Source organism: Glutamicibacter sp. BW80, assembly GCF_002332385.1.
GTDB lineage: Bacteria > Actinomycetota > Actinomycetes > Actinomycetales > Micrococcaceae > Glutamicibacter.
Window position 1 is genome coordinate 53966 of record NZ_NRGV01000045.1, and the last position, 23159, is coordinate 77124.

21 protein-coding genes are annotated in these 23159 nt (G+C 63.3%); 6 read left to right on the forward strand and 15 right to left on the reverse strand.

All coding sequences use genetic code 11. The features are described 5' to 3' along the window. Positions 1-84: 84 nt before the first annotated feature. The 4 genes from CIK76_RS12330 to CIK76_RS12345 all read right to left on the reverse strand — a co-directional run bounded on the left by CIK76_RS12330 (position 85) and on the right by CIK76_RS12345 (position 4893). A complete protein-coding gene (locus CIK76_RS12330; protein WP_096286876.1) occupies positions 85-1506 on the reverse strand; it encodes a dihydrolipoamide acetyltransferase family protein in 1422 nt (473 codons plus the stop codon). A gap of 25 nt (positions 1507-1531) precedes the next feature. Continuing rightward, a complete protein-coding gene (locus CIK76_RS12335; RefSeq protein ID WP_275542577.1) occupies positions 1532-2497 on the reverse strand; it encodes a transketolase C-terminal domain-containing protein in 966 nt (321 codons plus the stop codon). A 13-nt stretch (positions 2498-2510) separates the two neighbouring features. Beyond that, the gene (gene pdhA, locus CIK76_RS12340) at positions 2511-3656 is read right to left on the reverse strand and encodes a pyruvate dehydrogenase (acetyl-transferring) E1 component subunit alpha (protein WP_096286880.1); all 1146 of its coding nucleotides are present in this window, start codon (positions 3654-3656) and stop codon (positions 2511-2513) included. Between the two features lie 121 nt (positions 3657-3777). After that, a complete protein-coding gene (locus tag CIK76_RS12345; protein WP_096286882.1) occupies positions 3778-4893 on the reverse strand; it encodes a histidinol-phosphate transaminase in 1116 nt (371 codons plus the stop codon). An 82-nt stretch (positions 4894-4975) separates the two neighbouring features. Between CIK76_RS12345 and CIK76_RS12350 the strand changes: the two genes are divergently transcribed. After that, on the forward strand, positions 4976-5362 hold the full coding sequence (locus CIK76_RS12350) for a phage holin family protein (protein ID WP_096286884.1): 387 nt from the start codon (positions 4976-4978) through the stop codon (positions 5360-5362). Positions 5363-5365: 3 nt separating this feature from the next. Here the strand turns inward: CIK76_RS12350 and CIK76_RS12355 are convergent, their stop codons facing one another. Next, the gene (locus tag CIK76_RS12355) at positions 5366-6712 is read right to left on the reverse strand and encodes a hypothetical protein (protein ID WP_096286886.1); all 1347 of its coding nucleotides are present in this window, start codon (positions 6710-6712) and stop codon (positions 5366-5368) included. 2 nt (positions 6713-6714) lie between these two features. Next, positions 6715-6987, reverse strand: a complete 273-nt coding sequence (locus tag CIK76_RS12360) for a hypothetical protein (protein ID WP_141393549.1) — start codon at positions 6985-6987, stop codon at positions 6715-6717. 159 nt (positions 6988-7146) lie between these two features. On the opposite strand from CIK76_RS12360, the gene purB reads away from it, so the two are divergent. After that, positions 7147-8553: an adenylosuccinate lyase gene (gene purB, locus CIK76_RS12365; RefSeq protein ID WP_096286890.1), complete on the forward strand. Its 1407-nt coding sequence runs from the start codon at positions 7147-7149 to the stop codon at positions 8551-8553. Positions 8554-8709: 156 nt separating this feature from the next. Then, a complete protein-coding gene (locus tag CIK76_RS12370) occupies positions 8710-9591 on the forward strand; it encodes an SPFH domain-containing protein (protein WP_096286892.1) in 882 nt (293 codons plus the stop codon). A gap of 90 nt (positions 9592-9681) precedes the next feature. On the opposite strand, the gene hxlA is transcribed toward CIK76_RS12370, so the two are convergent. Continuing rightward, a complete protein-coding gene (gene hxlA, locus CIK76_RS12375) occupies positions 9682-10305 on the reverse strand; it encodes a 3-hexulose-6-phosphate synthase (RefSeq protein ID WP_096286894.1) in 624 nt (207 codons plus the stop codon). Between the two features lie 51 nt (positions 10306-10356). Continuing rightward, positions 10357-10887, reverse strand: coding sequence for a 6-phospho-3-hexuloisomerase (gene hxlB, locus CIK76_RS12380; RefSeq protein WP_096286935.1), 531 nt, complete (start codon positions 10885-10887; stop codon positions 10357-10359). 223 nt (positions 10888-11110) lie between these two features. Here hxlB and CIK76_RS12385 point away from each other — a divergent pair, with 223 nt between their 5' ends. Continuing rightward, positions 11111-12487 carry a LuxR family transcriptional regulator gene (locus CIK76_RS12385; RefSeq protein ID WP_096286896.1) on the forward strand — a complete coding sequence of 459 codons (1377 nt, stop codon included), beginning with the start codon at positions 11111-11113 and terminating at the stop codon, positions 12485-12487. 36 nt (positions 12488-12523) lie between these two features. Continuing rightward, a complete protein-coding gene (locus CIK76_RS19825; RefSeq protein ID WP_255248452.1) occupies positions 12524-12655 on the forward strand; it encodes a hypothetical protein in 132 nt (43 codons plus the stop codon). Here CIK76_RS19825 and CIK76_RS12390 read toward each other — a convergent pair. Together CIK76_RS12390 and CIK76_RS12395 are read right to left on the reverse strand one after the other, a co-directional pair. Then, a complete protein-coding gene (locus tag CIK76_RS12390) occupies positions 12652-13410 on the reverse strand; it encodes a hypothetical protein (protein ID WP_176484198.1) in 759 nt (252 codons plus the stop codon). The two genes, CIK76_RS19825 and CIK76_RS12390, sit on opposite strands and share 4 nt — an antisense overlap. A gap of 118 nt (positions 13411-13528) precedes the next feature. Next, positions 13529-14971: an amino acid permease gene (locus CIK76_RS12395; RefSeq protein ID WP_096286900.1), complete on the reverse strand. Its 1443-nt coding sequence runs from the start codon at positions 14969-14971 to the stop codon at positions 13529-13531. 130 nt (positions 14972-15101) lie between these two features. Between CIK76_RS12395 and mmuM the strand changes: the two genes are divergently transcribed. Next, the gene (gene mmuM / locus CIK76_RS12400) at positions 15102-16067 is read left to right on the forward strand and encodes a homocysteine S-methyltransferase (protein ID WP_255248453.1); all 966 of its coding nucleotides are present in this window, start codon (positions 15102-15104) and stop codon (positions 16065-16067) included. A gap of 30 nt (positions 16068-16097) precedes the next feature. Here the strand turns inward: mmuM and xdhC are convergent, their stop codons facing one another. The 5 genes from xdhC to CIK76_RS12425 form a co-directional block, all read right to left on the reverse strand. Further along, positions 16098-16907 (reverse strand): xanthine dehydrogenase accessory protein XdhC, encoded by an 810-nt coding sequence (xdhC, locus tag CIK76_RS12405; protein ID WP_096286902.1) that lies wholly within the window; start codon positions 16905-16907, stop codon positions 16098-16100. A gap of 2 nt (positions 16908-16909) precedes the next feature. Further along, a complete protein-coding gene (gene xdhB, locus CIK76_RS12410) occupies positions 16910-19264 on the reverse strand; it encodes a xanthine dehydrogenase molybdopterin binding subunit (RefSeq protein ID WP_096286904.1) in 2355 nt (784 codons plus the stop codon). Further along, positions 19261-20766 (reverse strand): FAD binding domain-containing protein, encoded by a 1506-nt coding sequence (locus tag CIK76_RS12415; RefSeq protein ID WP_096286906.1) that lies wholly within the window; start codon positions 20764-20766, stop codon positions 19261-19263. Before CIK76_RS12415 ends, xdhB begins: the two co-directional genes overlap by 4 nt. A 288-nt stretch (positions 20767-21054) precedes the next feature. Beyond that, positions 21055-22569, reverse strand: a complete 1515-nt coding sequence (locus CIK76_RS12420) for an NCS2 family permease (protein ID WP_096286908.1) — start codon at positions 22567-22569, stop codon at positions 21055-21057. A gap of 12 nt (positions 22570-22581) precedes the next feature. Then, a complete protein-coding gene (locus CIK76_RS12425; protein WP_096286910.1) occupies positions 22582-23067 on the reverse strand; it encodes a nucleoside deaminase in 486 nt (161 codons plus the stop codon). Positions 23068-23159: the final 92 nt, after the last annotated feature.

Consider the following 23159-nt stretch of genomic DNA (forward strand, 5'->3'; position numbering starts at 1 on the left):
AATAAGGGTTTGAGTAACCGGGCGCGGGAAAACCCGCCATGCCAGGTACTCATGGCACCTGGCATGGCGGGTTGATTTCACCGCTTAGTCCAGCAGCATGGCCGGTTCTTGCATAATCGAGGCGACGTCGGCCATGAAGCGGGCCGACAGGTCGCCGTCAACCACGCGGTGGTCGAAGGAGCCACCGAGGGTGGTGATCCAGCGGGGCACCACTTCGCCGTCGACAACCCATGGCTTCTGGCGGATCGTGCCGAAGGCGACAATCGCTACCTCGCCCGGATTGATGATCGGGGTTCCGGTATCAATGCCCAACGCACCGATATTGGTGATGCTCAACGTGCCGTCGCGCATCTCTTCCGGGCTGGTCTTGCCTGCTCGGGCCGTGGTGGCCAGCTCGTTGAGGGACATCGCGAGCTCACGCATGTTCAGCTCTTGGGCGTTCTTGATATTCGGAACCAGCAGCCCACGCGGGGTGGCCGCGGCGATGCCTAGGTTCATGAAGTGCTTCTGGTGGATCTCCGCACCATTCTCGGTCTCCACCCAGGAGGCGTTGACCGAGGGGTTGCGTGCGGCCGCCCAGATCACTGCGCGGGCCAGCACCAGCAATGGGGAAACCTTGATGCCTTCGAAGTCGCGGGACTTCTTCAGCCGCTGTACGTACTCCATGGTGCGGCTTGCATCCACGTCTACGAAGATCGAAACGTGCGGGGCGCTGAAGGCGGAGTCCACCATGGCCTTCGCGGTGGCCTTGCGCACCCCGCGAACCTGGGTGCGTTCGATCAGTGCGCCGCCTTCGGCGCCGTGCCCCCAGTAGGTTGGTGCCGCGTCGCGCTCGGCTTCGCGCTGGCCCTGGTAGCTATTGACGTCTTCGCGGGTGACCTCACCCTGCACGCCGGTACCGACGATCTCGTTGATGTCCACGCCAAGGTCCTTGGCCAGCCGGCGCACCGGGGGCTTCGCAAGCACCCGGTCGACGAAGTTGGCCATGGCGGGCTTGCGGCGGTCGACCTCGCGGGCCACCGCCTGCCCCAGGCCCTGGGCGCGGCGCGAGATCGTATCTGCCAGGCCGGCGGCGCTGGCGCCCCCGCGAGGTGGGGTGGTCCGCGCATCGGTGGCCGAGGGCGCCGGACGGCTGGTGCGCTTGCGGCGTACCGCAGAGTCCGCTGTCGGGCCGGAGCCGACCAACGGGCCAGGCTCCTCGGAGGCCACCGGGGTTTCGGTGTTGGCGGCTTCCAAAGGTTCGGGGACACCTGTAGGTGGCACCGGGTCGCCTTCTTCGTTGATGGTGATCAGCGGCTGGTCCACCAGCACGGTGTCGCCTTCGCCCGCGTGCAGTTCGGTGACTACCCCGGCAAAGGGGCAGGGAAGCTCGACCAGCGATTTGGCGGTTTCGATTTCCACGAAGATCTGGTTGACCTCGACGGTGTCTCCCACGGAGACCTTCCAGGAGGCGATATCGGCTTCGGTTAGCCCCTCGCCCACATCGGGAAGATTAAAGACAGTCATGTTTTTCTCCTTGGTTCCTTAGCGCTTAGTAAGCGAAGGAGCGGTCGAGGGCTTCGAGCAGCTTGTCGATGTCCGGCAGGTACTGGGATTCGACCTTTGAGATGGGGTAGGGCATGTGGAATCCACCGACGCGAAGCACCGGTGCTTCCAGGGACAGGAAGGCGCGTTCGGAAATGCGCGCGGCGATTTCGCCACCGAGACCGCCAAAGGTCGGCGCTTCGTGGGTGATGATCAGCCGTCCGGTCTTCTGCACCGATTCGGTGATGGTGTCGAAATCGATCGGCGAGAGCGAACGCAGGTCGATCACCTCAACCGAGCGGCCGTCCTCGCGGGCGGCCTCCGCGGCAGCCAGCGCGATGGGGACCAGCGGGCCGTAGGCGACGATGGTTGCGTCTTCTCCGGGGTGGACTATCTGGGCCTTGAAGGCGTCCAGCGCCGGAGCCTCGGTATCAACCTCGCCCTTGAGCCAGTAGCGGCGTTTGGGTTCAAGGTAGATGACCGGGTCCTTGCATTCGGCGGCCTGCTGGATCATCCAGTAGGCGTCGTGCGCGTTGGAAGGAGTGATCACGCGCAAACCCGCGGTGTGCACGAACAGGGCTTCCGGAGATTCGGAGTGGTGCTCAATGGAACCAATGCCGCCGCCATAAGGAATGCGGATGACCACGGGCACGGTCAGCCGTCCCTCGGAGCGGGCATGCATCTTGGCCAGCTGGGTGGTGATCTGGCTGAAGGCGGGGAAGACGAATCCGTCGAACTGGATCTCCACCAGCGGGCTGTGTCCACGCAGTGCCATGCCGACCGCACCGCCCACGATACCGGCTTCGCCCAGTGGGGAATCGATGACGCGGTAGGCACCGTACTTGTCGATCAGTCCTTCGGTGATGCGGTACACGCCGCCGAGGCGTCCGATATCTTCGCCCATGAGGATGGCGCGGTCATTGGATGCAAGTACCTTGTCCAAGCCATTGGTGATGGCCTTGGCAAGAGTCATGGTTGTCGTCAATTTACTTCTCCCCCTGTCCGGCTTCATCCGCGAACCCGGCTTCGTAGTCCAGATGCCATTGCAGTTCTTCCTGGACCAGTGGGTGAGCTTCGGCGTACACCTGCTCAAAGGACTTGGACAGCGGCGGAACGGGGAATGCCATGGCGTCCTTGCGGACCTGGGCGGCCATCGCGTCTCCGTCCTGTTCGAGTTGTTCGAAGAACGCTTCGTCGACGATGTTGTTCTCCCGCAGGTACGTTTCCATGCGGATCAGCGGATCCTTCGGCGCCCAAGCCAGCTCTTCTTCGCTCTGCCGGTACTTGGTCGGATCATCTGCGGTGGTGTGCGCGCCGAGGCGGTAGGTGACCGCTTCGATCAGCACCGGTCCCTTGCCGCTTCGGGCATGCTCCATGGCCCAGCGGGTGACCGCCAGGACTGCAAGCACGTCATTGCCGTCAACGCGGATACCAGGCATGCCGTAGCCAGCGGCGCGGGCGACCAGAGGGACCTTCGACTGAACTTCGAATGGCACCGAAATGGCCCACTGGTTGTTCTGGCAGAAGTACACCACCGGTGCGTCGAAGGAGTTGGCGAAAACCATCGATTCGTGGGTTTCGCCTTCGGTGGAGGAACCGTCACCGAAGTAGGTGAGCACCGCGTCGCCCTGTTCGGCGCGCTTCGCTTCATCCCAGCCATGCTGTTCAAGATTAATCGCCATGCCGTAGCCGGCGGCATGCGGCAGCTGGGCGGCAAGCACCATGGTGTACATGTGGAAGTTGTTTTCCCGTGGATCCCAACCTCCGCCGGAAATGCCGCGGAACAAGCGCAGCATCTCGGAGAAGGAGACATTGCGGGTGAGCGCTACACCGTGTTCGCGGTAGGTCGGGAAGATGTAGTCCTTCGGGCGAGTGGCTCGGCCCGATCCGATTTGCGCCGCTTCTTGCCCACGCAGCGGGACCCAGAGGCAGAGCTGACCTTGGCGTTGCAGGGCCGTGGCTTCTTGGTCGAACCTGCGGGTCAACGCCATGTCGCGGTAAAAACCACGCAACATGTCATCGTCAACATCGCCCAAATACGAATCATAAGTTTCGTTGGGCAGACGCTGGCCTTCCGGGGTCAGGATCTGAATCAGGTCCTGGTCCGTTGCCTCGGTTGCGGCACGCGGCATAAAACTTCCTTCGATCAATTATATGCCCCATAAGGAATACATTCCCTGCGGGACATATAGCGGCTTAACTAATGAACAGCCTATATCTCAAGGCGTCTAAAACGCGAGAATTAGAAGCAGGTCAGCTCTGCTTTAAATCGAGAGAATTCTTGCATAATTCGATGATCCGGTCGTTGGCCGCGGGCTCGGCGATCGAGATCCGCACGCCCTCACCGGCAAACCCGCGAACCGACAGCCCCTGGGCTTGGGCTCGTTCGGTGAAAGCCTGTGTGTTTCCGCCTAGCGGCAACCACACGAAGTTCGCCTGGGTTGCCGGGAAATCCCAGCCCAGGGCCTTCAATGCAGCCACCACGCGTTCGCGCTCCTGCACCAAGGTGTTGACCCGCTCAAGCACCTTGTCGATGTTTTCCAGCGAGGCGACGGCGGCATCTTCCGCCACTGAAGAGACCGCAAATGGTGTGGCGACGACACGAATATTGTCGGTGATTTCCGGGTGCGCGACGCTGTAGCCAACCCGCAGATTCGCCAGTCCGTGCGCCTTGGAGAACGTGCGCAACAACACCACGTTTTCATTCTCGCGGTAGGTGTTGACGCCGTCTACCGCTTCGGGATCGCGCACAAACTCGATGTAGGCCTCGTCCAGCACGATCAGCACATTACGCGGCACGCGCGTTATGAAGTCATCGACCTCGACCTGGGTCAGGATCGGGCCCGTGGGGTTGTTCGGCGTGCAAAGCAAAATGACCGAGGTGTTTTCATTGACCGCTTCGCTCATCGACTCAAGATCGTGGCGGCCGTCATCCAGCACGGGGATTTCTACCGGCAGCGCGCCTGCGCTCTGCACCAAAATTGGGTACGCCTCGAAGGAGCGCCAGGCATAGATCACCTCGTCCTGGACGCCGTCTTCGTTCTGACCGGCAAAGGTCGTGAGAATCTGCACCAGCGCGCCGAGCGATCCTGCACCGGTGACGATATCTTCGGCTGGAACGTCGAGGTAATCGCTGAGGCAATCGCGCAGCTTTGTGGAGAGGCTGTCTGGATAGCGGTTCAGCGCGTCCTGTTCCATGACCGCTCGACGCACCTCATCCAATGGGCCGAAGGGGATCTCATTGGAGGACAACTTGAAGGATTCAAGTCCTTCGACTGCTGCAGGGGGTTTGCCGGCAGCGTATTTTGGCAAGCGCGCAACTATTGAACGAGGTTGCACCAAATCTTGGGTCACGGGGTTCTCACTCATACATCAAAGCCTAGCCCTCGGTAGGTCAATCGGCAGATTCTTTGCTCACCGTGCTTTCAGTCTTTTATGGCAAAGTTGTCCCATGAGCTTTTTGATTCGAGTCATTGTTAATGCATTGGCCCTTGCCGCTGCGGTATGGATTGTCCCCGGAATCCAGATCAGCGCCATCAGCGAAGGCCTCCTTGGATCCGTGATCGCCTATTTGATCGTGGGCGTGATCTTTGGCCTGATCAACGCGTTGGTGCGGCCGATAGTCTCGTTCTTCTCGATGCCGATCACTTGCCTCACCTTGGGCCTGTTCACCGTGATCATTAATGCGCTGATGCTGATGCTGACCAGCTGGCTAACTCAGTTCACGCCGGTGGGCCTTAACATCGACGCATTCTGGTGGGACGCCATTGTCGGCACCATCATCATCTCAATCGTTTCGGCAGTCCTTGGCTTTTTCGTTGGCAAGGAAAAGCGCTAAGCGCTAGCGGGCTGAGCCGTATTTCTCTTCCTCCCAGTTTTCATGCTTTGTGTTTCGCGGGCGCTCTTTGCGTTCGATCTTGATTTTGCGAAATTTCAGAGGCCCCGGAGGAAGCGCGAATTCCCGCATATTTTCGTGCAGATCCGGGATCGGGCTCTCCACTATCTCTTCGAGATGATCTCCGTAATTATCCAGGTCGTGCGGTTTGCCGAACAGCCCCTCGTCGAGTTGTTCCTCAAACCTCGGACCGTCAAATTTTACGGTGATTTGATCCTTTTTGCGCTTGTTTTCTACCCCGTCGGTGCCCGGAACCATGTCTTTGGAATCCTCAATCGACAGGCTTCGAATGTCCTCGGGAAGGTTTATGTGGCCAATGGGAGAACCGAGGGTCAGCATCTTTTCCATCTTGAACTTCTTGCGCAAGAACCTGTTCTTCATCAGATTCGCAATATGAATCCCACCTTGCGAGTACCCGCTGAGGATCACCTCGTCGCCCTCGCGTGCGCCAGTGATTTGCAGGGCCTCGTTGATCGGTCCGGCGAAGTTGTCCGATTCGAAGCTGAACGCATCGATGATGCCGTAGGTGTCAAAGGGATTATTGCCGTTGCCCTCCCCCTGAGTCCCAGGAAGAATGACGAGATAAACATTTTCTCCATCTTTCTCGGCCTCGGCGATAAGAATCTGCCCATCATCATTGGGCCCGGCATCGTTGAGAATCTTGTGAAGCTGGTAGTAGCTGTTCAGCGTGCCGTCAACCTCAACCTGTTCCACCGGTTGGGCCTCGCCGAGGTTGAGCTCCTTGCTCCGCAAAGGTCCCCAGGTAGAGATTAAATCGGCCAATTTCTCGGTCGTTTCGTGCATCATCAAAGGCTGCGGGCGCGCAAACCCAAACCGGTCCCGTGGCGAAGAGAGCAAGACAAAAAGCTTGAGCAGCGTTTCCATATCCCTGGTCGGCGGGCGGGAATCGTTGTTGCGCGTGTTATTCCAAGCGTCCACCAGAATCTGCCACTTGGCAGAGACCAGAATCGAGTTTTCGATGCTGGTCTCTGCCCTGACGTAGTTCTCGATTGCTGCGCCCACTTTCTCCTCCAACCTCCGGGCATCGATCACGGCCTCGGTCGAGTGGTGGTAGCCGGTGCGTAATTTGTCCGCCAGAATCCCCAGTGAATAACCACGGTTACCGATTCCGTTGACCAAGCATTGGGATTGTGCTTCCTGTTGGCATTCTTGCGCGCGCACCGAGGCCCTCAGCAGTTGCGTCTCAACACTTTGGAGCTGTCCGTAGACTTGTTGGCAAATCTGAGCCGATTGGGCGTAATCCAAGGAGTTGTAATTGACGTCATATCCCATGGCTAGGAGGCCATTCGCTGGTTGAGGATCTCCGCTTCTAACGCGTTCATCTCCCTGATGGCCAAGGACAGATACGATTCGGCTTCGCCCAGCGCTTTGGTAAGTCCCACGAGCCTGTCACTGAGTTGGCTCACCTCCGAGGCAAACGCCTTGCCTGCCGAAGATCTCCAAGTCAGCGAGCCGATTGAAGAGAGCTGTTCGATGGCGAAACGCGTTGTTGACTGGGCGTCATCCAGCTGGAAGGCCACCGAATCCAGGGTCGCCTGAAACATCATGATTAGCTCCAACCCGTAATTCTCCACCGGTGAATCGGTGAAAATCTGCTTTCATCTTCGCCCTGTTGCGGCTTCTTTCGGCCCGTTTGGGCACCGGCTGTGGAAAGAAGGATGTGTGTAAAAGATGTGATGTGCACGCAGTGATGAAAGAATATGAGCATGGCTGAGATTGCGCGCACTTCCCTTGCTAATGAACCCCTGGCACTTGGTGCCCTCGACGGACGCTACCGCAGCGCGGTGGCACCGTTGGTTGACTACCTTTCCGAAGCGGCGCTGAACCGCGATCGTGTTCACGTGGAGATCGAATGGTTGATCCACCTGGCCGAGAACTCCGTGCTGCCGGGCACTTCCCCGTTCACCGCCGAGCAGCAGGCCGCCCTGCGCAAGATCGTCACGGACTTCAACGCCGACTCGGTGAAGGAACTGGCCGAGATCGAGGCGGTTACCGTCCACGATGTGAAGGCAGTCGAGTACTACATCGCTAACCGTCTGGATGCTATCGGCATTGGCAACCTGAAGCCGCTGGTGCACTTCGGCTGCACTAGCGAAGACATCAACAATCTCTCCTACGCGCTGGGTGTCCAGGGCGGAGTCACCCAGGTGTGGTTGCCTGCAGCCCGCGATCTGGTGGCCCAGCTGACCAAGATGGCCGAAGAGTCCCGCGACGTTCCAATGCTTTCGCGCACCCACGGCCAGCCTGCTACCCCCACCACCCTGGGCAAGGAACTGGCAGTTCTTGCCTGGCGCCTGACCCGCCAGCTGGATCGCATCGAGAAGACCGAGTACCTGGGCAAGATCAACGGCGCCACCGGCACCTACGCCGCCCACTACGCCTCGGTTCCAACCGCGAACTGGCAACAGGTTTCACAGTCCTTCGTCGAGCACCTGGGACTGACCTGGAACCCGCTGACCACCCAGATCGAATCCCACGACTGGCAGGCAGAGGTCTACGCCGACATCGCACGCTTCAACCGCATCCTGCACAACCTGTGCACCGATGTGTGGAGCTACATCTCCATCGGCTACTTCGCTCAGATTCCTGTGGCCGGAGCCACCGGCTCCTCGACCATGCCGCACAAGGTGAACCCGATCCGCTTCGAGAACGCCGAAGCTAACCTGGAAATCTCCAACGGCCTGCTTGACACCCTGGGTGCCACCCTGGTCACCAGCCGCTGGCAGCGCGACCTGACCGACTCCTCTTCGCAGCGCAACATCGGTACCGCCATCGGCCACTCGGTGCTTGCCATCTCGAACGTCGCCAAGGGCCTGGATCGCTTGGATGTCGCCGAGGCGGTACTCGCAGAGGATCTGGACCACAACTGGGAGGTGCTCGCCGAGGCTATCCAGATGGTCATGCGAGCCGAATCCATTGCCGGCGTTGCAGGCATGGACAATCCCTACGAGCGCCTGAAGGACCTGACCCGCGGACAGCGCGTGGACGCGGTCCGCTTGAAGGAATTCGTTGGCGAGCTGGGCTTGTCGGCGGACGCCGAGGCTCGTTTGCAGCAGATGACCCCGGGCAGCTACACCGGTATCGCCTCGCAGCTGGTTGACCACCTGAAGTAGTCTTCCCCCGCAACGGCCGTGAGTTCCCATCGGGCATTCACGGCCGTTGTCGTATCCGCACGCAGCGGTACGTGAAACATCACTCAGCGTCCCTCGAATCCTCCAGATGGTACATCGCTTAGACTTTAAGTGTTCATCACATCTAGGAAGAGGAACATGTTTCTCACAGTTCTCATCATCATTGGCATCCTTCTCGGGCTGTTCTTTATCTTCGGCAGCGCGGGTATGAAAGCCGGTACGAAGTCCAAGGGAAATACCCGATTAACCGGCATCGGCATTCTGGTCGTTTCGCTGGTTGTTCTCGGATTCGCCTCAGCCACCATCGTTCAGCCACGCACCGTCGGGGTGAAGATCGCCCTGGGCAAGCCGACCGCCGTCATCGGCAACGGCTTCCACCTCAAGGCGCCGTGGGAAACCGTGGAGAAGCTCGACGGTTCGGTCCAAAACGATGTGTACTCTTCGAACAGCGCCATCCCGGTCCGCCTGGGAAACAATGGCAAGGCGAACGTCGACGCCTCGATCCAGTGGCAGTTGAAGACCGACGACGCGATGTCCGTGTTCCTGGACTACCGCACCTTCGAAGGCATCCAGTCCAACCTGGTGGATCGTAATTTCCGTGCCGCATTGAACGAAGTCATGGCGAGCTACGACCCGCTGGCGTATACCGATCCAGCCGATGGAGGCCAGGATCTCGAGGGCCTGGCCAAGTCCGTGCGGACCAAGATGCAGGAAAAGGTCGGCACCCAGATTGACATCCGCTCGGTAACCCTGCCGATCATCAACTTCGATGAGCCGACGCAGAATCGCATCAACGAGCTGCAGGCCGAAACCGCGAAGACCCGCATCGCCGAGCAGCGCAAGCAAACCAGCGCCGCCGAGGCCGAGGCCAACAAGATCCTCGAGCGGTCCATCACCCCCGAAACCCTGACATCCAAATGCTTGGACATCGTCGCAGAATCGGGCAAGAGCCCGATCGGCTGCTTCCCCGGCGGAGGCGTCCAGCCAATCACCATGGTCGGTGGCGACGAGGACAAATAACAACAAGACGCACGGCCCCGGTGGAGCCGTGCGTCTTGTTGTGCAATTCCTGGTGGCTCCATTTTATCGATGCCACCGAGGTTTCGTACCTTAGACCAATGCGGCCTTGAGCTCGCGGGCCGCGGTCGCCGGGTCGGCCGCACCATAGATGGCGCCTCCGGCCACCGCCACCTGGGCCCCGGACTTCTGCACCTCGGCGATCGTGCTGATGCTGACCCCGCCGGCCACCGAGAACGGAACTGCTGCGATCGCCCCCGCGCTGAGCAGGCCAGTCAGGTCGTAACCGGGCTGCGCCTGCTCGTCCAAGCCGGCGTGGAACTCGACAAACTGAGCTCCCAACGCGATGACTTCCTTCGCACGGGCGGCCTTGTCCGCGATGCCGATCAGATCGACCACAATGCCCTTATTGCGCTCCTTGGCAGCCTTGACGGCGCCCGCCACGGTGGAGTCGTCTGCGCTGCCAAGCACGGAGACCAGATCCGCGCCGGCAGCGAAAGCGATGTCGGCTTCCAGCTCGCCGGCATCCATCGTCTTCATGTCGGCGAACACAATCTTGTCCGGGTGGGCGCTCTTGATCGCGGCAACCGCCGAGAGGCCCTCGGCCTTGATCAGCGGGGTGCCCAGCTCGATGATGTCGACGTATGGGGCGACCTTTGCCGCCAGCTCCAGAGCATCCTGGGTGGTCAGCAGGTCGATGGCAACTTGGATTTTCATGGTGATCTTCTTTCGGTTGTTGTGTTTTTCAAGGAGGATTCGCGGCCCGGGCTATTCCAGGTTGGCGTGCCGCAGCCACAGCTCTTCGGCCGGCAATTCCGTGCTGTTCCAAAGACAGTGGAATAGCGATTCGGTGAGCAGGAAGAGCGACTGCTCGAAGAGGCTGCCCGAGTACTGCTTGCTCTTCGCCGAACCGTGGTCCGTCTTGCACGCGGCCGGCACCTGCACGATTGCGGTGGCCAGGTGCGCCAAGGGCGAGCCCGGGTCCGTGGTCACCGCGGCGACGCACGCCCCGAGATCAGCTGCCGTCTGGGCGCTTCTGACCACCCCGGAGGTGGTGCCCGAGCCGGAGGCCACCAGCAGCAAATCCCCCTCGGTGATGGCCGGAGTGGTGATATCACCGGCCACGTGCACCGTGAGGCCCAGATGCATCAGCCGCATGGCGGCCATGCGCAGCACCAGCCCGCTGCGCCCGGCACCGGCGACGAAGATCCGCTTGGCCGAACTGGCCAGCTCGGCCACCGCTGCGACCTGGCCGGGATCGATGGCCTGCATGGTCTCAGCGATCTCCGCCTGAATCATTTCCTGCGCGGCTACAACATGATTTGCGGTGCTTGCCTCCGCCTTAGTTCGCAAAGTACCCAAGCCATTCCTCTCGATGGTCGCTTCGGTGCCCGTTGCGGGCCTCGCCGTGTCTACAATCCATCCTCACGGATCTGCCGGGTGGGCAATACACCATCTTGTGACGGCTTTTCCTACCCATTCGGGTAGGCTGGCCAGGCTCGAATGGAATACACTCACTGTCATGGTTTCTCTCCACGAGCTCATTGGACGCGACCCGAATTCCGATGCCAGGCTCTGGGAGCTTCTCGATTCGCTGTCGCTGCTGGCTACCGCGCCGCTGCTGCAGATCGCCGAACGGCTGCATGCGTCCTTGCAGCCGTGGGTCAAATGCTCCGCGCTGCTGATCTTCACCGAGGAGTGCACCGGCCGGCCGCAGAAGAAGGCGGGAAGCGAAGCAATCACCTCCCGGGTGACCATTGCCGAATTGGACCAGCTGCGCAGCTCCCACCCGGAGCAGGACCGGTGGCGGGGCACCGCAGGGATTAGCGGGGCCCCGCGCGAAGTCCTTGCCTTGCGCTATCCGCCGAGCAATGCGCTACTCGTGCTGACTGATCCGGTAGTGGTGCAGGAGCCTGCCGAGTCCGGCAGTTCTCGTGATCTGCTTGATTACCTCTGGCAGCTCACGGCAGCCCGGATCCGCGAAAAGGTCGCTGACGCGCCGCCCTCCTACTTGCGTGAATCGCGGGCCGTATCGGCCGAACGCACCCGGGTGACCACCGAACTGGTCGACCAGTACTCCACCAGCCTGGACCTTCTGCTGGCCACCTTGCGCAGCACGCAGCTCAGCGATGCGCTGGCACGTGCCAAGGCCACCGACCTGGCGGCGAAGACCCTGGTGGGCTTGCGGTCCCTCGATGACCGGATCAATGGCATGGCCGAGGAACCGGTGGGCAGCGCCTTTACCCGCTTGCGCGAGGACCTGCGCCCCTTGAGCGAATCCGGCGGAGTGGAACTGCAATTCATCGAGCCGCCCGCCGATGGCAGGGCCTTGCCCGGAGAAGTCGCCTACGCGGCGCGCTCGATCATGCGCGGGCTGGCGCTGGTCATGATGGATCAAGAACAGATCCACCGGATTCGTGCCCAATGGGACTGCGACGGTGAGAACCTGCTGATCAACATGCGTGACGACGGACGCGGCGCCATGGATCAAGCGTCTCCGACTATCGAGCGCCTGAACCGTCAGGTGCAAGCCCTGGCCGGGCGGATGGAGCTGGAAGTCATCTCCGAGTGGGGCACCGACGTCTCGATCGTGCTGCCGCTCGATGCGCCGCAGAGCATGCCCGCCGATCTGGCCCAATGGAAGCTGGCCGCCCGGGAATTCGAGGTGCTCCAACTGCTGGCGGCGGGGCAGGGAAACCGCGCGATCTCCGCAGCCCTGGGCATCAGCGAGAATACGGTGAAGTTCCATGTCCGCAACCTCTTCAAGAAGCTGGATGTGCGTTCGCGCGCCGAGGCAGCGGCGCTGGCCCATAGCCGCGGCGTGCCGGATGCCGCTAGCGGGAAGCGCTGGGGCGAGGCCCCTGGAACCGTCAAACATCCACGAGCCGCAACGGAATAGGGGCCGGGGCAGCCTGATCGATGGCAGTGTTCCATCATGCCGGGCAAGATCGTGTTCGTGGTGGCCGGCGGACCGATCTTCAAGATCTCTTTCCCGCAGGTCAAGAGCCACGAGTTCCCGCTGGCAGCGGGTTCAGGATGCACGGCGGCCGCTCCATGCCAGTGCTAGAACTCGAAGTCCCCGAAGCTTCCTCCGGCACCGCCCAGGAAGTCCCCGAACGCGCCACCGGCCTGGTCGCCCAAGCCCTCTCCGGCCGCGGAGAACTGTTCGCCGGCTCCGGCGAAGGAATCGCTGAGCCCCTCGGCCGCCGAGCCGAATTCCTCGCCGATCCCCGCGAAGCCATCGAGCAGCGGTCCGGCGATCGCGGTGCCGATGAAGGCTCCGGCCACACCGCCCAGCAGGCCGATTCCGAGCCCGCCGGCCGCGCCGGCGGCCATGCCGCCCATGGATTTCCGTCCCGAACCGCCCCGCGAGAGGAGCTTGTCCATGAAGCCCGGGCGGGATACCTCGGCGCGGGTGGCGGCCCGGGCCAGATCCTCCGGCCGTTGCGAGGCCGGGCGCTCTGCGGCCGGCAGCTGCTCGGCCAGCTCGGCGTGCAGCAGCTCGCGCTGCGACACCGTCAACCGGGCAAAAGCCTCGCTGTGGGCGCGTTCCATATCCTGCGGCGGCGCGGTGCGCAGCATGTAGCGGTACTTCTCGATCGCCGCCTGGTCCTCGCGTGATGCGCCCTGGCTACCGGCCGTCCGCGGCTGCACCGAGCCTTGCTGGTTCGGGTAGTCCCGGTTTTCGTACCCGGATTGGCTTCGGCTGTCGCGCGGATCCTGCTGGTTGTTTTGCTGGCCGGTGGAGCTGCGCTGGTTCAGCTGTTCCCGGACATACTCCCCGGCCAGCTGCTTTCCCTTGCGCAATAGCTTGTCGAACATTGCCACAACGTCCTCATTTCCTTGGTGGATCCGCGGCACGATTTCCGCCCGCCTCGGCCCCGTTAAACTCCCCAGAGCCGCGCAGAGTTCCCGGGTCCGGCGTTTTCACAGCGCCCGCTCAGCGGGCCGGGGTGAACACCCCGGCCCCGTGGCGCCAGCGGTAGTAGCCCAAGCACAGCAGGGTGAAGGGCACCCCGAACCAGAGGGCCGGGCGCTGCACGGGGTCGAAGGCCACACCGACCAGCGAGGCGCCCAGCAGAAGCAGCGCCAGGATCGGAAGCAGCGGGAACAGCGGGGCCCGATAGGGCAGCGAATCGGTGCCGCCGTGCACCGCTACATGGTGCCGGCGGAAGGACAGGTGCGAAGCGCAGATCACGATCCACACCGCCACCACCGCAAACCCGGAGATGGAGACCAGCGCCAGGAACAGCGAGTCCGCGGCGATGACCCCGGAGAGCAGGGAGGCCAAACCGCCCAGCAGCGACAGGCACAGCGCCAGCATCGGCACGCCGCGGCGGTTGGTTTTCGAGAGCACCGCCGGGGCTTGGCCTGCGGCGCCCATTGCGTGCAGCATCCGGGCGCAGGAATATAGTCCGGAGTTGCCCGCGGAGAGCAATGCAGTGATGATCACGAAGTTCATGATGTCGGCCCCGGCCGGCAGCCCCGCGGCATCCAGCACCGTGACGAATGGGCTCTCGTTTGCGCCCGCCTCGGCGAAGGGAACGATCGCGGCGATCACCACGATGGCGCCGATGAAGAACACCGCCAGGCGCACCACGGCGGTGCGGATGGCCCGCGGGATGCTCAGTTCCGGGTTCTTGGCCTCGCCGGCGGCCACACCGATCAGCTCCGTGCCGCTGAAGGCATAGAACACCGCCAGGATGGTGACCAGCACGCCGCTGATCCCCGTCGGGAACAGCCCATCGCCGGTATCGAAGTTCGCCAGGCCAAGCGGGCCCGCCTCGCTGGCCGGGTTGATGCCGAGGATCGTGGCCGCGCCGACCATGATCATGAGCACCACGGCGGCCACCTTGATCAGCGAGAACCAGAATTCGGTTTCCGCGAAGACCTTCGAGGACACCGCGTTCAGCGCGAACAGCAGGGCCGCGAAGAGCAGGGCGAACACCCAGACCGGCACCGTGGGGAACCAGCGCTGCATGAGGATGCCCGAGGCGGTGAACTCGCTGGCCAGCGCCACCGCCCAGCACATCCAGTACAGCCAGGCTGTAGTGAAACCCCAGGCCGGGCCGAGGTCGCGGGTGGCGTGGGCGTGGAACCCGCCGGCCACCGGATGGCGTGCGGACAGCTCCCCGAGCCCGCTCATCACCATATAGGCCACCAGCGCGCCCACCGCGTAGGCCAGCACGGCGCCCAGCGGTCCGGCCTGCGCAATCGTATAGCCCGAAGAGACGAACAGCCCCGAGCCGATCACCCCGCCCAGCGCGATCATCACCAGGTGGCGGGAGGTCATGGTTCTGCGCAGCCCGGATTCGCCGGGCGAAACGCCCGGAGTAGAGCGGGCGGGAGGCTGCTGCGCCGGCGGCGCGCTGAGCTCGGACATGGGGGCTCCTTCTGAAATGAATGCGTTTGAAGAATAACTGCCGTGCCCCCTGCTCCGCGCAGCCCTCGTCATGGCCTGTCACGGACCGTCATAATCGGTCATCAACCCATCGCCGGGTTACCCTCGGAAAGTGAAAAATCCCAGTGAAACCCTCAATTTCCGCGAGGCGCTGAGCGCCGCAGACAGCGCGCCGCTGCTCCTGGACGGCGGGCTCGGCACCCATCTGGCGCAGCGCGGCAATGACGTGAGCGGCGAACTGTGGTCCGCGCAGATCCTCAAAGACCGCCCCGAGGAGGTCCGCGCCGCCCACGCCGACTTCTTCGCCGCCGGCGCGCAACTGGCCACCACCTGCTCCTACCAGGTCAGCATCGATGGCCTGGCGAACGCCAGCGGCGGTGCGGGCACCGAGCAGGCCGCCGCGCAGGCCGAGGAGCTGCTGCGCACCAGCGTGCGGCTGGCCCGCGAGGCGGCGAACGGTTCACCGGCGCGCTGGGTGGCCGCCTCGGTGGGACCCTACGGCGCCGGTCCGGGGTCCGGCACCGAATACGACGGAGCCTATGGGCGCACCGTCGCCGAGCTGGCCGACTGGCACCGCGGGCGTCTGCGGGTCCTGGCCGATGCCGGCGCAGACGTGCTGATCTGTGAAACCGTGCCGAGCCTGGCCGAAGTCCAGGCGCTGGCCGGGGAGGCGGCCGGATTGGACCTGCCGGTGCTGCTCAGCCTCGCGGTGCGCACCGCCGCGGACGGACAGCTGGTGCTGGGAGACGGCAGCGACCTGCGCGAGGCGGCCCGGATCGCCAACGATTCCGGCGCCTTTGCCGCGCTCGGCGTGAACTGCTGCCCGGTGCCCGTGGCCGTCTCGGCCCTGAAGGTGCTGCGCGAGCTGACGGATCTTCCGCTGCTGGCCTACGCGAACAGCGGCGAAATCTGGGACCGCGAGGCCCGGAGCTGGCTTCCGGGGACCCCGGGCACCGATCTGCCCGGAGCGGTGCCCGAACTGATCGCCTCCGGCGCACGCATTATCGGCGGGTGCTGCCAGGTCGGCCCCGAGCAGATCACCCGGGTCGGCAGCGAACTTCGGCGCGTCCAGAGCTGATGCCGGTGGCCGGCGGCGGATCACATGATCTCAGGCATGCACCTTGCTGGTGGAACTGATCCTGGCCAGCAGCTCGGCGGCCACGCTGACGGCGATAGCCGCCGGCTGCTTGCCCGAGACCTGGGGCAATCCGATGGGGCATTGGATCTGCTGGATTTTCGCCTCGCCGTGACCGCTGGCGGCCAGGTTCTTCCGGAAGCGGGCCCATTTGGCCTTCGAACCGATCAGCCCGATCGATCCGAGCCCCGGATGCCGCAAGGCTGCATCGCACAAATGGAAATCCTCGGCATGGTCGTGGGTCATGATCAGCACGTGGGCGCCTTCCGGAAGGCAGCTCAATACCTGCTCGCCCAGCACCGCCACCTGCGCATGCACACGGGCCACGCCGGGTTCCATAGCCGCCAGCGACTGGAGGAACTCGGGACGCGAGTCGGTCAGATGCAACTCCAGCTCATGCCGGGAGAGGATGCGGGCAAGTTCCATTCCCACGTTGCCGATCCCGAAGATCGCCACGGTGGCCGGCACCGGCAGAGGCTCCAGCAGCAGGCTCACCTCTCCCCCGCAGCATTGGCGCCCGTATTTTGCCGGGGCTTTGTCGTTCAGCCGCAGGCTCATGTCCTGCGGCTGGCTTTCGCCCTGCGCGAGCATTTCGCGGGCCCGTTCCATGGCCGCCATCTCCAGATTGCCGCCGCCGATGGTGCCGAAGATTTCGTCCGCCGCGATCACCATCTTCGCGCCGGCTTCACGCGGGGCATGGCCGCGCACGGCGGTGACGGTGACCAGCACCGCCGCGCGCCGCTCATTGCGCAGTGCCGTCACCGCTTCGATCCAGGACAGCATGGCTAGTGCACCTTTTCCTCGATCAGGCTCGGCTCGCGCACGGATTCAATGGCCCAGAACACCGCCTCCGGTGTGGCCGGCGAGGCCAGCTGGACCGAGCAGCCGGCCGGACCGAATTCGGCCACCGCCTGCCGCAGCGCCTCGCGCACCGAGAAGGCCAGCATCAGCGGCGGTTCGCCGACCGCCTTGGAACCGTATACCGCTCCTTCCTCATGGGCCTTGTCCAGCAGCGAAACGTAGAAGACCTCGGGCATCTCGGAAAAGCTGGGGATCTTGTAGGTGCTCGCGGCCTGGGTGGCCACCCGCCCGCGCCCCGGACCATCCGAGGTATCCCAGCGCAGGTCTTCGAGGGTCAGCCACCCGGCGCCCTGCACGAAACCGCCTTCGATTTGGCCCAGATCCACCAGCGGCGAGAGCGAGTCGCCCACGTCGTGGACGATGTCCACTCGGGCCAGGGTGTAGGACCCGTCAAAGCGGCTGACCTCCACCTCGCTGGCGGCTACCCCGTAGGCGAAGTACTTGAACGGGGTGCCGGACATCTGGCTCAAATCCCAGTGCAGCCCCTCGGTACGGTAGAACCCGGCGGCCGAGAGTTGGATGCGCTGGAAGTAGGCGTCCCGCACGGTTTCTTCCCAGCTCAGCTCCTGGCTCTTGCCCAGTGCGGTGATCTTTCCGTTGCCGAATCGCACCTCATGCGCCGGAACGCCAAGCTTGCCGGCGGCGACCTGCGCCAGTCTGGCCTGGATCTGCTCGCAAGCGTCCTTCACGGCCCCGCCATTGATATCGCTGCCGGAGCTGGCGGCGGTGGCCGAGGTATTGGGCACCTTGTCCGTCCGGGTTGGCGCGATGCGTACCGTGGACAGCGGCACACCCAAGGTGGTGGCCGCGACCTGCAGCATCTTGGTATGCAGGCCTTGGCCCATCTCGGTGCCGCCGTGGTTCACCAGCACCGAGCCGTCCTTGTAGACCAGCACCAGGGCGCCTCCCTGGTTGAAGGCGGTGAGGTTGAAGGAGATCCCGAACTTCACCGGGGTGAGGGCCAGGGCGCGTTTGGTGTTTTCATTGCGCGCGTTGAATTCGCTGATTTGCGCCTCGCGCTGGGTGATCTGGGCGGATTCCAGCACCTGCTGCCAGGCCGCGTTGAGCCGTTCGGGATGGCGCACCGGCTGGTAGTACGGGGTGTCCTGTCCCTGCGCGTAGAAGTTGCGCCGGCGCAGCTCGCGGGCCGCGATCCCCAGCTTTGGGGCGACCCGGCCCAGGATGTCCTCCATCACCAGCATGCCCTGCGGCCCGCCAAAGCCGCGGAATGCGGTCTGCGAGGTCTTGTGGCATTTGGCAATCCTTCCGCGTACGCGGATATTCGGGACCCAGTAGCCGTTGTCGATATGGCACATCGCGCGGGTGAGCACCGGTTCGGACAGATCCAGACTCCACCCGCCGTCCGCGGTGAGGCCGGCGTCCAAGGCCAGGATCTTGCCCTGCGCGTCGAAGCCGATCTTCCAGGTCGCGTAGAACCCGTGGCGCTTGCCGGTCATGGTCATGTCCAGGGTGCGGTTCAAGCGAACCCGCACCGGACGCCCGGTGAGCACCGCGCCCAGCGCGGCGAGCGCCGCGTAGCCGTGCGGCTGCATTTCCTTGCCGCCGAACCCGCCGCCCATCCGCAATACCTGCACGGTCACCTCATGGGCCGGGATGCCGAGCACATGGGAGACGATATCCTGGGTTTCGGTGGGGTGCTGGGTGGAGCAATGAATCAATATCTGGCCGGACTCATCAACCAGCGCCAGCGAGTTCTGCGTCTCAAGATAAAAATGCTCCTGGCCGGAGAATTCGAAGTCCCCCTCAAAGACATGCGCCGCGTCGGCGAAGGCCCCGGCAATATCCCCCTTGTCGATGGTGGGCTTGATCCCGTGGAAGCTCTGGGCGGCAATGGCCTCCTTGATGGTGATCAGCGAGGCAAGCGGCTCGTAGTCCACCTTGACCGCCCCGGCCCCGGCCTTGGCGGCTTCCAGATCTTCGCCGAGCACCCAGGCCACCGGTTGGCCGTAGAACATCACCTCGTCGACCGGAAGCATCGGTTCGTCGCGATTGGCGCCCTGGTCGTTGACACCCGGGATATCGGCGGCGGTAATCACCCGCACCACCCCGGGAATTGCGCTGGCGCCGCTGGTATCGAGGCCAAGGATCTTCGCGTGGGCCTCGGTGGACTGCACCGGGTAGGCGTGGAGCACGCCGGTGAGCCGCTGCGCCAGATCATCGGTGTAGCGCGCGCTGCCGGTGACGTGTTCGGCCGCGGATTCGTGGCGCTGGCGCTGGCCGACTACGGGCGATTCCGGGCGTTGTGAAAGCTGGCTCATGAGATCTGCTCCCCCTTTGCTGCGTTGGTGCGGGCGAGCTGTTCGGCGAAAAAACGCTCCAGCGAGGACTTCAGCATCGCCTTTCGATAGCTTGAGCTGGCCCGGTGGTCATCCATGGGGGTGCCCTCCTGCGCCATCTGCTCGGCAGCCGCATGGATAGTCGCCAAGCACCACTCTTTGCCTTCCAAGGCGGCTTCGGTGGCGGTAGCTCGCAGCGGAGTGGCCGCCACTCCGCCCAAGCCGATGCGGGCCTTGGTGATGTAGTTGTTTTCCACGCTCACCGCATAGCCGATGGCCACCGAAGAGATATCGTCAAAGCGTCGTTTGGAGATCTTCTGGAAGCTGGTCAGGACCGCCAGCGGCAGCGGGATGCGGATCGCGGTGATCAGTTCCCCGGCGGCCCGCACCGTCTGCCGGTACCCGGTGAAGTACTGCGCCAAGGGCACGATGCGGCTACCCGAGGCGCTGCCCAGCACGAGGTCCGCTTCCAGCGCCAGCAGCGCCGGCGGGGTATCCCCGATCGGCGAACCGGTGCCCAAATTGCCGCCGAGGGTGGCGCCATTTCGGATGAGCCGGGAGGCGAACTGCGGGAAGAGCTGGCCGAGCAACGGGATCTTGCCGGCCAGAAGACGTTCGAGTTCGCTCAGCGTGCAGGCGGCGCCGAGTTCGATATAGTCTTCGCCGAAGTGAATTTGGCGCAACTCGGCAAGCCGGTCGATGGCCAGCACCGAGCGGGCCCGCGCACCTTTGATATTGACCTCGACACCCCAGTCGGTGCCCCCGGCCACGAGCAGGGTTTCGGGTTCCTCGGCCAGGATGCCAAAGGCCGCGTCCAGGCTGGCCGGGCGCCGGAAGCGACCGGTGCTTCCGGTGGGGGTGTCCACCCGCGTGATATCGGTGGACACCGCCGCCGGTGCGGCTTGCCCACGCCGGGTGGCAAGCTCATCTTGTGCATCCGGTGCGCCCAAGGCATAGGCCGCGTCACGAATGGGTCGATACCCGGTGCAGCGGCACAAGTTGCCAGAGAGCGAATGCAGATCGAATCCATTGGGTCCGCACCGGTGCTCCTCGCCGTGCTCCGCGATGACTGCGGTATTGGCGATTCGCTCCGGGCGGTAGTATTCGGCGGCCATGGAGCAGACGAATCCGGGGGTGCAATAACCGCACTGGGATCCGCCGCGATTGGCCATCTCCTCTTGCACCGGATGCAGGTTTTCCACGCTGCCCAGGCCTTCGGAAGTGATGACTTCCTGCCCGTCGAGCGATGCGGCCGGCAGCAGGCAGGCATTCAACGCCGTCCAGCGGGTCCCCTGCCTGTCGCTGCGGGCCACGAGGATCGAGCAGGCGCCGCATTCGCCCTCCGCGCATCCCTCCTTGCACCCGATGAGCCCTTCGCCACGCAGGAAATCCAGCGCGTTGGTATGCGGTGGGCCATCGAATTCACGGATGGTTCCGTTGACGGTTATTTGGCAGCTCGATTTTTCCGTTGTCTCGGCGGTCATGCCGCTGACACCTCCTGCACCTGAGAGCTCAGGCGCACTATGAATGATTTGGATGGTTGACTAGTTTCCGCCGGGGCCCAGCCCCGGGGAAACGCTCGATGAGCTGCGCGCGGAGGGCAGCCCTCCGAGCGCGGCGACGATTAGTCTCCGTGCGCGATCTGGCCCTTGGACCAGGCAACACAACCAGCCATGATTAGCCTCCAAATTTCGGATCATGGAAAATCAAGTTCATTCATTCTAAGTGAAGTGCATCACAGCCAGTGATGTCAACTTTTATTCACGAGGCGCTCAGCCAAGCAGTGTGGTGATCGGCCCTCGGGCGAAGTAGACCAGGAACCCGGCGGCAACCACCCACATCAGCGGGTGGATCTTCTTGTAGCGGCCGGCCGCGGTATTCACCACGACCCATGCGATGAACCCGGCCCCAATGCCATTGGCGATGGAGTAGGTCAGCGGCATGGTGATCAGCGTCAGGAAGGCGGGCAGGGCCGAGGAGAATCGCTTGAAGTTGATCTCGCGGATCTGCGCGCACATCATGGTGCCGACCAGCACCAGCGCCGCGGCGGCCACCTCGATGGGCACCACCGAGGTCAGCGGCGTGAAGAACATGGACCCCAGGAACAACGCCCCGGTGACCACAGAGGCCAAACCGGTGCGCGCCCCCTCCCCAATTCCGGCGGCCGAATCCACATACACGGTATTCGAGGATGAGGACCCCATGCCGCCGGCCACCGCCCCCAGGCCCTCGACCACAAATGCGGCCTTGAGCCTCGGGAAGGTGCCGTCCTTTTTCGCAAGGCCGGCATTTTTGGCCAGCCCCGTCATGGTTCCCATGGCGTCAAAGAAATTCGTGAACACCAGGGTGAAGACCAGCATCGTCGCCGCAAGCGCGCCGATGCGGGAGAAGGAACCGAAGAGATCGAAATCGCCGGCCAGCGACATGTCCGGCAGCGCGACCACCTGCCCCTGGAGCACCGGAATATTCAGATGCCAGCCGTGCGGGTTATCCGCGCTGCCCGCCCCGATCTTGAAGACCAGCTCCGCCACCACGGCCAGCACGGTGGAGACCACGATGCCGATCAGGATCGCGCCTTGCACTCCACGAGCCACCAGCGCGCCCATGATCAGCAACCCCACCACGAAGACCATCGTCGGAATCGACACGATCGATCCGCCATCGCCCAGCTGGACCGGAGGACCTGCGGGAGTGCGGGTGACAAAGCCGGAGTCCACGAACCCGATGAAGGTAATGAACAGGCCAATGCCCACCGTGATCGCGGCCTTCAGATCCTTCGGGATCGCCCGGAAGATGGCGGTTCGAATGCCCGTCATTCCGAAAATCACGATCAGCACGCCGTTGATCACCACCAGCCCCATGGCTTCGGCCCAGGTGACCTCCTGGATGACCGAGACCGCGAGAAAGGAGTTAATGCCCAGTCCGGCGGCCAGCCCAAAGGGCAGGTTGGCGATCACCCCGAACATGATGGTCATAACCCCGGCGGTCAGCCCGGTCATGGCACCGACCTGCGCTGCCGGCAACCAGGTGCCGGCGACATCCACCGGGGCGGCGTCGGCGCTGAATCCGCCAAGGATCAAGGGATTGAGGATGACGATGTAGGCCATCGTGAAGAAGGTGACGATTCCACCGCGGAATTCCCGCGCGAGCGTGGAACCTCGTTCGCTGATCCGGAAGTACGCATCAAGCAGATTGCGTGGACCCCCGGGAAGCGATTGCAGGCTCTCCGGCTTGGCTTCCTTGCCCGTTTTTTTCGGTTCGGCTTGCGGGCGACTTGTCATAGTCATGGCCCCGGTCCCCTAATAGTCCGTCCGGGTCTCTAGCGAGTCCCATTCCTGGAAGGGCTTCAAATGCTCCTTGCTGGCACTCTGGAAACAATCCACCGGCATCAGCGCGCGGCTGGAATTGGGTTCAAAGTATTCATAGAACACCGCATCATCAAATCCAGCGTCGGTGGCGTCATGCCGGTTGGCGGCGAAATAGACCTTGTCGATGCGCGCCCACAGCGAGGTCGCCAGGCACATCGGGCACGGTTCGCAGCTGCTGTAGAGCACGCAGCCGCTCAGGTCGAAGGTGCCCAGCGCCGCGGCCGCATTGCGGATGGCCACCACCTCGGCATGGGCCGAGGGGTCGTTGTTCGCGGTGACCCGGTTGACTCCCTCGAAGACCTGCCCCGAGGCAGAGACGACAACGGCCCCGAAAGGACCTCCGTTGTTGCGGACATTGGTAGTGGCAATTTCGATGGCCATCGAAAGATAGTCTTGGCCAGTGGTAGTAACGCTCATCGCGTGGCTCCTCATGCTTCGGACAAGCCAGCCGAACGGTCCCGTTCATCTCGGGCGCCGGCCGCACTTATCTGCTGAAATAGATCAGTTGC

Bases quoted from the DNA above. Each gene is read 5' to 3' on its own strand.
- CIK76_RS12330 (WP_096286876.1), bottom strand. From the start codon at position 1,506: ATGACTGTCTTTAATCTTCCCGATGTGGGCGAGGGGCTAACCGAAGCC.
- purB (WP_096286890.1), top strand. From the start codon at position 7,147: ATGGCTGAGATTGCGCGCACTTCCCTTGCTAATGAACCCCTGGCACTT.
- hxlB (WP_096286935.1), bottom strand. From the start codon at position 10,887: ATGATTCAGGCGGAGATCGCTGAGACCATGCAGGCCATCGATCCCGGC.
- pdhA (WP_096286880.1), bottom strand. From the start codon at position 3,656: ATGCCGCGTGCCGCAACCGAGGCAACGGACCAGGACCTGATTCAGATC.
- CIK76_RS12360 (WP_141393549.1), bottom strand. From the start codon at position 6,987: ATGATGTTTCAGGCGACCCTGGATTCGGTGGCCTTCCAGCTGGATGAC.
- CIK76_RS12420 (WP_096286908.1), bottom strand. From the start codon at position 22,569: ATGACTATGACAAGTCGCCCGCAAGCCGAACCGAAAAAAACGGGCAAG.
- CIK76_RS12390 (WP_176484198.1), bottom strand. From the start codon at position 13,410: ATGTTCGACAAGCTATTGCGCAAGGGAAAGCAGCTGGCCGGGGAGTAT.
- CIK76_RS12370 (WP_096286892.1), top strand. From the start codon at position 8,710: ATGTTTCTCACAGTTCTCATCATCATTGGCATCCTTCTCGGGCTGTTC.
- xdhC (WP_096286902.1), bottom strand. From the start codon at position 16,907: ATGCTGTCCTGGATCGAAGCGGTGACGGCACTGCGCAATGAGCGGCGC.
- CIK76_RS19825 (WP_255248452.1), top strand. From the start codon at position 12,524: ATGCCGGGCAAGATCGTGTTCGTGGTGGCCGGCGGACCGATCTTCAAG.
- CIK76_RS12335 (WP_275542577.1), bottom strand. From the start codon at position 2,497: ATGACTCTTGCCAAGGCCATCACCAATGGCTTGGACAAGGTACTTGCA.
- CIK76_RS12425 (WP_096286910.1), bottom strand. From the start codon at position 23,067: ATGAGCGTTACTACCACTGGCCAAGACTATCTTTCGATGGCCATCGAA.
- CIK76_RS12415 (WP_096286906.1), bottom strand. From the start codon at position 20,766: ATGACCGCCGAGACAACGGAAAAATCGAGCTGCCAAATAACCGTCAAC.
- CIK76_RS12345 (WP_096286882.1), bottom strand. From the start codon at position 4,893: ATGAGTGAGAACCCCGTGACCCAAGATTTGGTGCAACCTCGTTCAATA.
- CIK76_RS12355 (WP_096286886.1), bottom strand. From the start codon at position 6,712: ATGGGATATGACGTCAATTACAACTCCTTGGATTACGCCCAATCGGCT.
- CIK76_RS12395 (WP_096286900.1), bottom strand. From the start codon at position 14,971: ATGTCCGAGCTCAGCGCGCCGCCGGCGCAGCAGCCTCCCGCCCGCTCT.
- hxlA (WP_096286894.1), bottom strand. From the start codon at position 10,305: ATGAAAATCCAAGTTGCCATCGACCTGCTGACCACCCAGGATGCTCTG.
- CIK76_RS12350 (WP_096286884.1), top strand. From the start codon at position 4,976: ATGAGCTTTTTGATTCGAGTCATTGTTAATGCATTGGCCCTTGCCGCT.
- CIK76_RS12385 (WP_096286896.1), top strand. From the start codon at position 11,111: ATGGTTTCTCTCCACGAGCTCATTGGACGCGACCCGAATTCCGATGCC.
- xdhB (WP_096286904.1), bottom strand. From the start codon at position 19,264: ATGAGCCAGCTTTCACAACGCCCGGAATCGCCCGTAGTCGGCCAGCGC.